The organism is Paenibacillus sp. (assembly GCF_048976745.1).
Classification (GTDB): Bacteria; Bacillota; Bacilli; order Paenibacillales; family Paenibacillaceae; genus Paenibacillus.
This window is the reverse complement of the sequence record NZ_JBHGUU010000005.1, coordinates 51,207-63,865: the sequence shown is the minus strand read 5'-3', so window position 1 is coordinate 63,865 and position 12,659 is coordinate 51,207. Positions and strand designations below refer to the sequence as shown.

General features: G+C 48.1%; 14 protein-coding genes, 1 tRNA gene and 1 riboswitch. Of the genes, 8 read left to right on the top strand and 7 right to left on the bottom strand.

The window, feature by feature from the left end; translation table 11 throughout:
* Positions 1-16: 16 nt before the first annotated feature.
* Genes ureC through ACE3K2_RS04055 form a run of 3 tightly spaced genes read right to left on the bottom strand, consistent with a single transcriptional unit; the run spans position 17 to position 2,441 of the window.
* Complete coding sequence (gene ureC, locus ACE3K2_RS04065) at positions 17-1,735, bottom strand: urease subunit alpha (RefSeq protein ID WP_421887028.1); 1,719 nt, start codon at positions 1,733-1,735, stop codon at positions 17-19.
* Positions 1,732-2,121 (bottom strand): urease subunit beta, encoded by a 390-nt coding sequence (locus tag ACE3K2_RS04060; protein ID WP_421887025.1) that lies wholly within the window; start codon positions 2,119-2,121, stop codon positions 1,732-1,734. The genes ureC and ACE3K2_RS04060 overlap by 4 nt, the downstream gene beginning before the upstream one ends.
* 17 nt (positions 2,122-2,138) lie before the next feature.
* Positions 2,139-2,441 (bottom strand): urease subunit gamma, encoded by a 303-nt coding sequence (locus tag ACE3K2_RS04055; protein ID WP_421887022.1) that lies wholly within the window; start codon positions 2,439-2,441, stop codon positions 2,139-2,141.
* Between the two features lie 261 nt (positions 2,442-2,702).
* On the opposite strand from ACE3K2_RS04055, the gene urtA reads away from it, so the two are divergent.
* The 5 genes from urtA (at position 2,703) to urtE (ending at position 7,600) form a co-directional block, all read left to right on the top strand.
* Positions 2,703-3,953 (top strand): urea ABC transporter substrate-binding protein, encoded by a 1,251-nt coding sequence (gene urtA, locus ACE3K2_RS04050; RefSeq protein ID WP_421887019.1) that lies wholly within the window; start codon positions 2,703-2,705, stop codon positions 3,951-3,953.
* 183 nt (positions 3,954-4,136) lie between these two features.
* On the top strand, positions 4,137-5,042 hold the full coding sequence (gene urtB, locus ACE3K2_RS04045; protein ID WP_036610830.1) for an urea ABC transporter permease subunit UrtB: 906 nt from the start codon (positions 4,137-4,139) through the stop codon (positions 5,040-5,042).
* A gap of 21 nt (positions 5,043-5,063) precedes the next feature.
* A complete protein-coding gene (urtC, locus tag ACE3K2_RS04040) occupies positions 5,064-6,155 on the top strand; it encodes an urea ABC transporter permease subunit UrtC (protein ID WP_421887016.1) in 1,092 nt (363 codons plus the stop codon).
* A complete protein-coding gene (urtD, locus tag ACE3K2_RS04035; protein ID WP_101314094.1) occupies positions 6,118-6,927 on the top strand; it encodes an urea ABC transporter ATP-binding protein UrtD in 810 nt (269 codons plus the stop codon). Before urtC ends, urtD begins: the two co-directional genes overlap by 38 nt.
* Complete coding sequence (urtE, locus tag ACE3K2_RS04030; protein ID WP_421887012.1) at positions 6,905-7,600, top strand: urea ABC transporter ATP-binding subunit UrtE; 696 nt, start codon at positions 6,905-6,907, stop codon at positions 7,598-7,600. Before urtD ends, urtE begins: the two co-directional genes overlap by 23 nt.
* Positions 7,601-7,631: 31 nt before the next feature.
* Here urtE and ACE3K2_RS04025 read toward each other — a convergent pair whose 3' ends face one another.
* From ACE3K2_RS04025 to ACE3K2_RS04015, 3 genes are all read right to left on the bottom strand, one after another.
* Positions 7,632-8,267, bottom strand: coding sequence for a hypothetical protein (locus tag ACE3K2_RS04025; RefSeq protein ID WP_421887009.1), 636 nt, complete (start codon positions 8,265-8,267; stop codon positions 7,632-7,634).
* 27 nt (positions 8,268-8,294) lie between these two features.
* The gene (locus ACE3K2_RS04020; RefSeq protein ID WP_421887007.1) at positions 8,295-8,510 is read right to left on the bottom strand and encodes an XRE family transcriptional regulator; all 216 of its coding nucleotides are present in this window, start codon (positions 8,508-8,510) and stop codon (positions 8,295-8,297) included.
* 265 nt (positions 8,511-8,775) lie between these two features.
* The gene (locus ACE3K2_RS04015; RefSeq protein ID WP_421887004.1) at positions 8,776-9,477 is read right to left on the bottom strand and encodes an urease accessory protein UreF; all 702 of its coding nucleotides are present in this window, start codon (positions 9,475-9,477) and stop codon (positions 8,776-8,778) included.
* Positions 9,478-9,905: 428 nt separating this feature from the next.
* Here ACE3K2_RS04015 and ACE3K2_RS04010 point away from each other — a divergent pair.
* A tRNA-Leu gene (locus ACE3K2_RS04010) sits at positions 9,906-9,988 on the top strand.
* A gap of 152 nt (positions 9,989-10,140) precedes the next feature.
* Here the strand turns inward: ACE3K2_RS04010 and ACE3K2_RS04005 are convergent.
* Complete coding sequence (locus ACE3K2_RS04005) at positions 10,141-10,620, bottom strand: glutathione peroxidase (RefSeq protein ID WP_421887001.1); 480 nt, start codon at positions 10,618-10,620, stop codon at positions 10,141-10,143.
* A 371-nt stretch (positions 10,621-10,991) separates the two neighbouring features.
* Positions 10,992-11,167: riboswitch (cyclic di-AMP (ydaO/yuaA leader) on the top strand.
* 115 nt (positions 11,168-11,282) lie between these two features.
* On the opposite strand from ACE3K2_RS04005, the gene ACE3K2_RS04000 reads away from it, so the two are divergent.
* Both ACE3K2_RS04000 and ACE3K2_RS03995 read left to right on the top strand, forming a co-directional pair.
* Positions 11,283-11,681, top strand: coding sequence for a hypothetical protein (locus ACE3K2_RS04000; RefSeq protein WP_235193755.1), 399 nt, complete (start codon positions 11,283-11,285; stop codon positions 11,679-11,681).
* 174 nt (positions 11,682-11,855) lie between these two features.
* Complete coding sequence (locus ACE3K2_RS03995) at positions 11,856-12,539, top strand: HAD family hydrolase (RefSeq protein WP_421886998.1); 684 nt, start codon at positions 11,856-11,858, stop codon at positions 12,537-12,539.
* Positions 12,540-12,659 lie beyond the last annotated feature (120 nt).

The following is a 12,659-nucleotide window of genomic DNA, read 5'->3' as shown; positions in this document are numbered from 1 at the left end:
CTAATCCATATTCTTGTTAGAACATAAAGTACCGCTGAGCCATAGGCAACTCGTCTGCGGGTTCACAGGTGAGCAACTCGCCGTCGGCGCGTACCTCGTAGGTTTCGGGATCGACTTCAATGACAGGGGTGACGTCATTATGAATCATGTCTTTTTTGCTTACCGAGCGGCAACCTTTGACGGGTTCAACCCGTTTCTTCAGGCCCAATGTCTCTTTGATCCCGGCATCTGCCGCGGCTTGGGAGACAAAGGTGATTGATCCGCTGGCAATGGCACTACCATAAGCTCCGAACATGGGTCTGCCAAATACGGGCTGAGGTGTCGGGATGGACGCATTGGGGTCACCCATCTGGGCGAATGTAATCATGCCCCCCTTGATGACAATCTCGGGTTTAACACCGAAGTAGGCTGGTTTCCATACGATTAGATCGGCCAGTTTTCCAACTTCCACTGAACCGACAAGGTGTCCGATTCCATGAGCGATAGCTGGATTGATGGTGTATTTGGCGACATATCGCTTGATCCGATCGTTATCGGAGGGAGAATCCGGGTTGAGTTCAAGTTTACCGCGCTGTTTTTTCATTTTGTCGGCTGTCTGCCACGTGCGGATAATGACTTCGCCCACTCGGCCCATGGCTTGTGAATCGGAACTGATGATGCTGAACACACCGAGATCATGCAAAATGTCTTCGGCTGCGATGGTTTCGGGGCGAATCCGCGAATCGGCAAAAGCGACATCTTCCGGGATGGAAGGGTCCAGATGGTGACACACCATCAACATATCGAGATGCTCTTCTACGGTGTTGCGTGTGTACGGTCGTGTTGGGTTGGTTGATGAGGGGATAACGTAGGACTCCCCAGCGGCCCGGATAATATCCGGTGCGTGTCCGCCACCAGCGCCTTCCGTGTGGTACGTGTGGATCGTCCGCCCATTGATCGCAGCCAGGGTGTTTTCGAGAAAACCGGTTTCGTTCAGTGTATCGGTATGAATAGCAACTTGAACATCATGTTCCCCAGCGGCAGTTAGGCATGCATCGATAGCGCTCGGGGTAGTACCCCAATCCTCATGCAGCTTTAGGCCGATTACCCCCGCTTCAATCTGTTCGATTAAAGGTGCGGTGCTGGAGCTGTTGCCTTTACCGAGGTAACCGATGTTCATGGGAAAAGCCTCTGCGGACTCTAACATCCGGTGGATGTGCCAGGCTCCTGGTGTGCAGGTGGTGGCTTTGGTTCCTGTTGCTGGTCCGGTTCCGCCGCCGATCATGGTCGTTACTCCGGAGGATAATGCGGTCTGAATCTGCTGTGGGCAGATGAAATGAATATGGGTATCAATGCCGCCGGCGGTTACAATCATGCCTTCACCAGCGATGATTTCGGTGGAAGCACCGATGACCAGCGCGGGGTGAACCCCATCCATTGTATCCGGGTTACCGGATTTGCCAATGGCACAGATGTGACCATCCCGAATGCCGATATCCGCTTTTACAATGCCCCAATGATCGATAATGATGGCGTTGGTGATTACCGTATCAGGAGTGCCGTCACTTCGCATGGCAGAGGTGGACTGGCCCATCCCGTCGCGGATAACCTTGCCGCCCCCAAATTTGCTCTCATCTCCATATACGGCATAATCATGTTCAATCTCAGCCCATAGTTCGGTGTCCGCAAGTCTTACGGCATCACCAGTGGTGGGTCCGAACATCGACGCGTATTGTTCACGGCTCATTCGTTTCATGAAGGTTCACCTCCATCTTGTATGGGAGGGGAGAATGTCTTCAGGAATGCCTCCAGTTTCTGTGGATCGGGAGCCTGATCCGCAGAGCCTTCCGTTAATCCGTTGAACCCGTGTATCTGGCGTTTGCCGCCAAAAGTCGTGAGTTCGACCGGTTTCTCTTCACCGGGTTCGAAACGGACTGCGGTGCCTGCCGGAATATGCAGGCGATGTCCAAAAGCGGAAGCGCGATCGAAGTCCAGTGCCGCATTAACTTCATAGAAGTGAACGTGTGAGCCGACTTGGACGGGACGGTCGCCGCGGTTAAGGACAATCAGGCGTAAGGTTGGACGATCCGGATGACAGATGATATCGTCATCTGGTTTCAAGCGATATTCACCAGGAATCATGGCTTCTCCTGCCTTTCTCAGCGTATAGGTTCATGTACGGTAACCAGTTTGGTACCGTCAGGAAATGTGGCTTCTACCTGTACTTCAGGAATCATATCGGGAACGCCATCCATACAGTCTTCGCGTGTCAGGATGGTGCCTCCGTGTCTCATTAATTCGGCAACACTCATGCCATCCCGGGCCCGTTCCATAAGTTCGGAGGTCAACAAAGCGATGGCTTCGGGAACGTTCAACTTGAGTCCGCGTGCTCTTCGTTCACGGGCGAGGTTAGCAGCCACGGTAATCAGGAGTTTTTCCTTTTCCTGTTCAGTCCAGTGCAAGGCAATCCGACCTTTCGCTTATAGTATCTGATAAGTTCATAAATCAAGTAATATGTTAAATATACTCACACAGGGTGAATCCTTTGTCAATAAGCTTCCAAGCTTATTAGCAGTATGCATGAAACAGATAGGCATGAAATAAAATTATGTAAGCTATATTGACATGAAGAGTGTAACACTCCATAATTTGGATCAACGAACATTTCGGGTGTAAATGACCTTAATGTTCGGCAATAGACTAAAAAAAGGGAGTGTAGGCTATTGAAGAAGAGGTCGGTCAAGTTATGGAGTATTTTGCTCGGTGCGGTCATTGTAATGACAGGATGTGTGGAGGGCACTGCACCGCCTGAAGCCTCAGGTTCTGGTGGTACAGGAGAGCCGTCTGCGTCCAGTGATACGATTAAAGTTGGCATTCTTCACTCCCTCAGCGGAACGATGGCAATCAGTGAGGTATCTGTTAAAGATGCCGAGATGCTTGCTATTGAAGAGATTAACGCCGCGGGCGGAGTTTTGGGTAAACAGATCGAGCCTGTAATTGAGGATGGCGCTTCGGATTGGCCTACTTTTGCGGAGAAGGCTGGAAAGTTGCTGCAACAGGATAAGGTCGCTGCTGTATTTGGTGGATGGACCTCTGCAAGTCGGAAGGCGATGCTTCCGGTGTTCGAACAGAACAAAGGACTGCTGTTTTATCCGGTACAATATGAAGGATTGGAATCGTCGCCAAATATTTTTTATACAGGAGCAACAACGAATCAGCAGATCGTTCCATCCGTAACCTGGTTACTGGAGAACAGGGGAAAGACGTTTTATCTGCTCGGTTCAGATTATGTATTCCCGAAAACGGCCAATCAGGTCATTAAGGCACAACTCGCAGCAGAGGGCGGCGAAGTGGTAGGTGAGGAATACACACCGCTGGGACATACCGATTACAGTACGATCATTAGCAAAATCAAGGCTGCGAAGCCGGATATTGTATACAATACACTGAACGGAGATAGCAATGTGGCCTTCTTCAAACAATTGAAGGATGCCGGAATCTCTTCGGATCAGATGACAACCCTCTCGGTAAGTGTGGCGGAGGAAGAAATCCGTGGTATTGGCGCGGACGTCTTGAAGGGGCATCTCGCTTCGTGGAACTATTATCAGACAACGGATACACCTGAAAATGCAACATTTGTTGCCAAGTACAAAGAAAAATACGGTGCTGATCGAGTGACGGCAGATCCGATTGAAGCGGGATATGTGGCGGTTTATCTCTGGAAGGCGGCAGTGGAAAAGGCAGGATCAACCGACGTGGAGAAGGTGAAGGAAGCTGCGAAGGGTCTGGAGTTTGATGCACCGGAAGGTAAAGTGACCGTGGATGGAGAGAATCAGCATATCTACAAAACCGTACGGATTGGTGAGGTACAGGAAGATGGGCAGTTCAAGGAATTGTGGAATTCTGGTGCGCCTGTCAAGCCGGACCCTTATTTGAAAACGTATGAATGGGGAGCTTCCCTTAGCGCCAAATAACATAGAAACCTCGTAATAAACACAGGTAACTTGCTTCAAAGCAGCCGATTCATAGACGAGGGGGTGACAACACACCCTCTCACCATATCGCGGTAAAGCGTTACTGCAATACGAAATGTAAGGTTGGTGCGAATTAAAGTGATGTGAAATATCGAGAGTCACGGTATGGAGGAGGGGATAGCGATGGATATGTTTATCCTGCAGATGTTCAATGGTTTGAGTATCAGTTCGATTTTGTTGTTGATTGCACTCGGGCTGGCGGTAACGTTTGGACTGATGAATGTGATCAATATGGCTCACGGTGAACTGATCATGATTGGTGCATATGCAACGTATGTAACACAAAATCTGTTCATGTCCTATGCTCCGGCGGCGTGGTTTGGTGCCTACTTTGTTGTAGCTTTGCCGATTGCGTTCATCGTAGCTGCTCTGATTGGCTGGTTGCTCGAAGTGGTGCTGATCAGGCATCTATATGGCAGACCGCTTGACAGTCTGCTTGCGACATGGGGTGTAGGCATGATGCTGCAACAACTGGCCCGTACGATATTTGGAGCGCCAAATGTGGGGGTATCCAGTCCGGCTTGGCTCAATGGGGGATTGGCGATCTCGGATGGCATTGTATTTCCGTACAAGCGAATTTTCATTATCGCATTGGTTGCAGTTGTGCTGCTGTGCATGTATCTCTATATCTATCGAACATCTTCCGGAAGACGAATGAGAGCTGTGATGCAAAACCGGAGCATGGCAGGGTGCCTTGGAATTTCGACCCGGCGGGTGGATGGCATGACCTTTGCCATTGGTTCGGGCATTGCCGGAATTGCTGGCTGTGCATTAACACTTATCGGTCCGATTGGTCCTTCACTTGGCACTTATTATATTGTGGATGCATTCATGGTCGTTGTTCTGGGCGGCGTAGGGAAATTGGTCGGAACCGTGTGTGGTGCACTGGGGATTGGTATGTTCAATACATTGTTCGAAACGTATACCTCGGCCTCCATTGGCAAGGTGCTTGTGTTTGTATGTATCGTTGCTTTTCTGCAATGGAAACCACGTGGCTTGGTTGCGATGCGCACACGGAGTCTCGATTAACGGGAAGAAGGGGGTTAGTTCATGTCGGCATTACTCAAGACTGGCAGTCTGAAAATGAGGATTATCTGGGCGGTTGTACTCATCATGATGTGTCTTGCTCCACTGATCTCCACGGAGTTTCGTCTGAGTCTGTTAGCCAAGTTTTTGGCGCTGGCGATCCTGGCCATCGGTCTTGATCTGATCTGGGGATATGGGGGTGTGCTGAGTCTTGGACATGGAGTGTTCTTTGGTCTGGGTGGGTATGCGATGGCGATGTACCTGAAGCTTCAGGCTAGCGGAGCAACGCTTCCGGACTTCATGGGATGGAGTGGTCTCAGTGGTCTGCCATGGTTCTGGGAACCGTTTCGCTCTTTCCCGGTGGCGCTGTTATTGGGGATAGCCCTTCCGGCATTGCTTGCCTTTGCGTTGGGGTGGTTTACGTTCCGTAACCGGATCACCGGTGTTTATTTTACCATCCTGACTCAAGCCTTGGTTCTTATTACGGTGACATTGTTCGTTGGCAAACAGGAATGGACGGGTGGAACAAATGGGATTACCGGATATAATTCAATTTTTGGTTTTACACTTCATTCCGCAGGAACAACAATAGTTCTCTACTATATAACACTTGCTGTTCTGGTGATTGCGTATATGCTCTGTCGACGAATGGTGAACAGTCGTTTCGGTCAGGTGCTTGAAGCTGCGCGTGATGGAGAGAATCGGGTGCGATTCCTCGGATATGATCCGGCAGGATATAAAACGCTGGCTTTTGCTTTTTCCGGTGCGCTTGCAGGCATTGCGGGCATGTTGTTTGTTCTTCAAGTGGGTATTATCTCGCCATCCATGATGGGGATTGTGCCTTCCATTGAGATGGTCCTCTGGGTTGCACTGGGTGGTCGCGGTACGCTTATTGGGGCAATCATCGGAGCGGTGGTGCTGAATGCAGCGAAAACAGGCATAAGTGAGGCGTATCCCGAAGGGTGGCTGTTTGTCATTGGTGGGCTTTTTGTAACGGTCGTTTTGTTCATGCCAAACGGTATTGTAGGTGTGTATCGTCATGTCGTTCGCTTGCTGAAGCGGAGAGGAGAGAGTGCGCATGTCCAAGTCACTCGGGAAAAACCTAAAGTCTACTGAGGAATCAGCGGTGTTGGTAGCCGAAGACATTACGGTGGCTTTTGGTGGGTTCGTTGCTGTCAAAGGAATGAATCTGAAGCTGCATGAACATGACCTGCATTTTCTGATTGGGCCGAATGGTGCAGGGAAAACAACGATGCTGGATGTCATATGTGGCAAAACAAAACCCATGTCCGGCTCGGTGAAGATGGCGGATGGCACGGAATTAACACGACTGAAGGAACACCAGATTGTTCGCAAAGGGGTAGGGCGCAAATTCCAGGCGCCATCGATCTTTGCGGGTCTGACGGTGCAGGAGAATCTGACACTGGCAGCGGAGACTCGTCGTTCCCCTTTGCAAGCCATCGGTATTCGTCGATATGGGAAAATGAGTGCTGCCATGGAGCATGTTACTCTCCAGATTGGTCTGCAAGACCGCGTTGATGCTCGTGCAGGAGCGTTATCACATGGGGAGAAGCAATGGCTGGAGATTGGCATGTTGCTTCTGCAGGAGCCGCGTGTGTTGTTGCTGGACGAACCAGCCGCAGGCATGACGGATGAAGAAACACACAAGACCGGCCGACTTCTGCAAGAGATTGCGCGTGAACGCTCGGTTGTGGTGGTGGAGCATGATATGGAGTTTGTGCGAGAGTTCGCAGCCAAGGTAACGGTGATGCATGAAGGGAAACTGCTGAAGGAAGGTACGATGGCGGAAGTGCAGGCAGATCCGAAAGTGGCAGAAGTTTATCTGGGCAAAAGGAGGGATGACCATGCTGTCGCTGCAACGAATTGAATCCGGCTACGGGGAGAGCAATGTACTTCGTGGTGTGAACCTGGATGTACAGCCTGGACAGGTGGTGTGTCTGATGGGCCGTAACGGTGTAGGGAAAACAACATTGATGAAAACATTGATGGGGCTGCTCAAAACACGTAAGGGCAGTATTCAGTGGCAAAATCAGGAGTTATCCACCTTGGACACTGCCAAGCGGGCAAGGGCAGGGATTGGTTATGTACCGCAGGGGCGGGAGATTTTCCCGCAGCTTACGGTGAAAGAAAATTTGTTGCTTGGTCTGGAGACAAGTGCGCCAGGTGTTAAAACGTTCCCGGAAGATGTGCTGGGGATGTTTCCAGTGCTTGCTACGATGTATGGACGGCAGGGCGGGGATCTGAGTGGTGGACAGCAGCAACAGTTGGCGTTCGCTCGGGCGTTGGCTTCGCGTCCAGGGTTGTTGCTGCTTGATGAGCCGACAGAAGGCATCCAGCCTTCGATCGTGGAGGACATTCGACAGGTTATTTTGCAGCTTAAGGCAAAGGGAGATCTCTCGGTTCTGCTGGTAGAGCAGAGTATTGATTTTGTACGCAGTGCCGCAGATTATATCTATATCATGGACAAAGGGGCCATTACCTTGCATGGGACACCGCAAGAACTGGATATGTCGCAGTTTGAACATCATCTGTCCGTGTAATTGCAGTAAGCGTGTTGATAGGAGAGCGGTTTCAGGAACGCTTGTCCAGGATATTCGAGTATTTCGGATATAACCGCCGGATACATTCCGGGCAGATGTCATGGGTGAATTCGGCGTGGGTATGCTTCTCCAGATAACTCTCAACGGAGGTCCAGTGCTCCTCTTCGTCCTTGATTTGCTTGCAGACAGCGCAAATAGGCAGTAGTCCGCGCAATGTGCGCACTTCAGACAATGCCTTCTTCAATTGGCGTTCTGTCTGTTTCTGTTCGGTAATATCCATGTGTGCAATCAGAGCGAGATCGGTATCCAGAATTGAATTCGCATGAGATAGAGGGGTGAGTTCCACACGAAACCACCTCTCTTCGTTGTATGCAGTGTCCACGCAGATGTCATATGTATGATTTCGGTTAAAGGGTATTCCGCGTTCTTTCAAATTCTGTGCGACAAGTGCCATATTTGCGTTCTTGCTTCGTATTGCCCAAGCTTCCGTCAGATGCAGGTAATGTTTATGATTACTGTTTGCATCAGGGTTAGGTAATGGTTGGCCGAGTCCATGTTGCCAGGCACGGTTACAACTGTGGATAATCCAATTGTGATCAACGATGATAAGCTGGTGACGTATGGACTGGAACGACAGCCTCTCCAGATCGGATGTAACATGTCTCATGGATGGGACCCTCCTTTGGCAGAAATCTTATCTCAGTTCATCTGGAATATCCAAAATATCAGCGACCATGTGCCTGAATCGGGTTGCTTTGCGTGTGCCGTGAATGAGATTGGATAAACGATAGGGAGGGATGCCGTGCTGTTCACAAAAGGTCTTCTGATCCACTTCAAGTTCAGTTAGCCGTCGTTTGATGGCCCATCCAAACGGAGTAACTGGTTTTTTCTTATTCTTGTTCTTGTTCAAAAGGGTTCACCCCTAGTTAGAATGTAGTATTCAGTCGCCCCTTCTTCAGGTAAAATATATAGAAATGCGAGCTGTATATTTCATTATATACGTAAATGCGTCATCTAACAATTAAAAAAGACGGAAAAAAGTGTATTTTGTGATGTTATATGGCGTAAATGCGTTAAATAAGTAAATAAAATGACAAAAAACACGTCGGCAAGGAGGTTGCCGCGTGTTTTTTGGTTGGTCTGAATGAAGGGGTCAGGCTTGAGGAGGAAGAGGATTAGGCCCTGTAGGCATGAAGTCCAGCTCCAAGCATATGGAAACTGGGGAAAAATGATTTCATGGACATCGAGGTTGGCTGTGCCAGTCCATCCGCAGCAGAGGCGCTGACGGTATTCCATTCATTCTCCAGATCTGCGGCCAGGCGGACCGTCAGATCTTTGGTTGTATCGGTGTTTAGAGGAATGACTTTGGAGGCTTCGGTTATGCAGGCATTCATGGCTGAATGCAGGTAACCAAGAACCGCCTCCTGGGCCGGGATGTCGAGGTGGTGGTTAATCCAGGCGTGAACAGTGGAGAGGCAGCCAACCGAATCGTATTTGGCGAAGATCTGTTCGAGCTGACTGAAATCAATCCAGGGGTGCAGAGCACGTGCGAGTCTGATCAATCGTTTACCCATGGCGGCAGCTTGTTCTCTGAGATCTCCAGGGGTTCGCTGAACATGGACCAGCTTATCGATCAGAGCTATCCGCCATGTATCCTTGTGATCTGCTGCGGTATAGATACCTTTAATGGCCATGCCTTCAAGACGAACCATGCTGGGATGCAACTGACAACGCATGAATGATTCGAGATCTTCGGCATTACGAATGGTACCCTCACTGAGATGGATATCCATGCCAAAGCAATGGGTGAACCCTCCAACCTGAATAGAGGAATCAAGCAGTTTGACATAATCGAGCAGCTTATTCCCACGGTTCACAATCATTCGCCTCCTGTGTTCGTTAAATGTCACTTTAAGTGACATTTATATTCCTTTTTGTTTACTTTATGTTTGAAAATCCGAATTATATGATAGTTATCATCCCATGAATGTCCGCTTTTTGTCAATAGTGCTTGTGAAATTTAATGTATTAAACCTAAAATTTAAAAACATGTGTCATATTAAATATCATTTAATGTTATGTGAGTGGAAAGTCGAAGGGAGAACTATATATTAATGAATCAACAAGATGGGCTTTAGCCAGAAAAGAAGGGATCGAATCTAATGATATGCATTTCATGGATAAACATGACGAGAATCTGCGTTTTTTGAGGAAAATGCATAGCTGAAAAAGAAGGTTTAAAAAAGACTTTACTTTTATTTCTGAACCCGGTATAATCAATTCTGTTGCCGATTATTTACGACATGCGGTCGTGGTGGAATGGCAGACACGCTATCTTGAGGGGGTAGTGGGCGTATGCCCGTGGAGGTTCGAGTCCTCTCGACCGCATCTTATGAACGTTTAAGAAGAAGCTTTCCATTAATGGAGAGCTTCTTTTTTTGTCTTTTTTTGCACACTCTGAAATCAAGGTTTGAGAAAAAAAGGCCATCCATTACCGGGGGCAACGGTGCTCTACCTTCCGGCTACGGGTGGCCAATGTACTATTTTTGGAGCAAATTCTTGATATCTTCTTCAATCTTGTCAGGTGTTGTTTTGGGAGCATAACGTTTGATGACCTGTCCGTTCTGATCCACAAGGAATTTGGTGAAATTCCATTTGATGGCTTTGGAGCCAAGCAGGCCCGGTGCTTCTTTGCTAAGGTGTTGAAAGAGAGGGTGAGCGCTTGAGCCGTTCACATCAATTTTCTCAAACATAGGGAAGCTCACGCCATAATTCATCTGACAGAACTCGGCGATCTCGTCGGAAGATCCTTTTTCCTGTGCAAACTGGTTGCTTGGAAAACCAAGGACTTCAAATGGCGCATCCTTGAACTTGTCTTGCAATTCTTGCAGACCTTTGAATTGAGGTGTAAGTCCGCATGAGCTTGCCGTATTTACAATCAGTAACACTTTATCGCGGTAGTTGGACATTTCAACTTCTTGACCGCGAAGGGTGTTCACTTTGTAATCGTAAACTGTCATCTAAATCGCCTCCATCATATCATCTGATATCTCTCATTATATTGGTTACAATTAAATAATGCAAAACTAATATAGTGTTAAAAGAATCAAAACAGTCAAGTTGTGCAGAATACGTGAATGAATTGCGAAGTGATTTTCGTCAGAGTGAGAATTAGATAGATTTAAAGAGATGGATAGAGTATGACCTTGTTGTAAGCGCTATTATATGTGAGTATTGGCGAAAATCTGTCGATTCGGTGATCTGTACGGACTTTACACCGTCATGGCACGGGTGTATGATTCATAACGTAATTTCAATTTAAACTAATATTGTACCTGAAAAACGAAACAAACGATAATATCGCTCGATCTTATTTTAAGATATACGAACGATGTTTTAATCGCTGAGTTTCCATTCATTCATGAGTGGAAAACGGGGGAACCAACAGAATGCGCTGTCCAGGACAGCAGGCATTCATGGGGTGAATTTTCCGGTGACAGCCGGAAATAGGGCGACTCTCGCGCCCGAATCCGTCAGCTAACCTCGTAAGCGTTAAAGGGAGAGGCAACAAGCCGTACGCTGGTTCATGGCGTTTTCGCCATGGGTTCTTTAAGAAGCGTTCGGGAGGCCTTGGTCCCCCACGCTTCTTTTTTGTTGTCTTTTCACGCCAAGGGAGGAACGAATGATGGATACTGAGATGATCTTAGTGACTGCTCCAAATGAAGCAGGACGCAAATTTATCAAATTGCTGATGTACAAAAAAATGCCGTTTGCCGTTCTAACCAACAGTGCAGGGGAAGAGCGCAGACTCCGTAGAATCGGAGTAGAACATGTCATTCGCATGAATACGGCTGCAGCTCAAAAATGGTTTTTGCCGCAGGGCAGCGTAGGCAACGTGTTTATTTTCGAGAACAGCCTGAATCTGACCTGTCGTTATTTACAGATCTGCCGTTCATGGACATCGAAATCCCTGTGCGTCATTACAGAGCAGAGTCATCCTAAGGGCATCTATCGGGGCATGGGCGCAGACCGGATTGTATATTCGCTCAATGGGGAAGTTGGCTTTCTCCTCAATGGGTAATGCCATAGCTTGTGATTGCTCAGGTGTAAGGTGCCTGTTATAATTGAATGTATTAGAATCAATTTCAGAATTGACTCAAGGTATTATGAATTTGATTCATCGATAAACGGAAATCTGAGGAGACTCATGCAAGATGGTGGGTCTTCTTTTTTATGGTTACAAGGAGGAATTGGCGTGCCGGATGTAGGTGAATTAAAGTGGTTGTTTTTTGATGTTGGAGATACGCTGGTGGACGAATGGGAGCCGGTTGATGATATTATCGGACAGTTCGTCCGCGAAGCCTGTGCTTTGGGTTATCCGGTGAAGATTGAGGCGGTGCGTGAACTGTTTGCGAATTGTTATCAGAAATACGAGCAATGGCCTATGAGAGTGGCGATTCGCACATTCGTTGAAGACGGGGGACACCAGAAACAGATTCAGGACAAGCTGAAGTTTCAAAAAGATCTTGAACGTCCTTTTCCTTCAGCGGATTCCGTTCTTCAGCAGTTGTCACGGTATTATCGTATTGGCATTATTGCCAATCAGAGTCCTGGAACGGAAGAAAGACTGGAGAGCTACGGCTTGCGGAAGTATGTTGATGTTCTGGCGTGTTCGGCTGAAGAAGGAGTGTCCAAGCCAGACCCTGAGTTATACGCTGTGGCCTTGAAGCAGGCCGGTTGTGAACCGGAGGAAGCCGTCATGATCGGCGATCGGATCGATAACGACATTATACCTGCTCGGAAGCTGGGCATGCGTACAATTCGGATTATGCAGGGTTACGGAAGATTCCAGCCAGACCGATCGGATGACGAACGTGCGGATTGGACTGTTAATTCATTGGATGAACTCCTGCCATTACTGGTGCCCAATCAGGATTAGATAATTGTTTATTAGAGTTTAGCGTTTTATTATAAAAGGAAACATGTTGCTGTATTGCAACAATAAAGGCTGATCAACTTGGGTATAGAATACCGCAGTTGATCAGCCTTTTTAGTATTT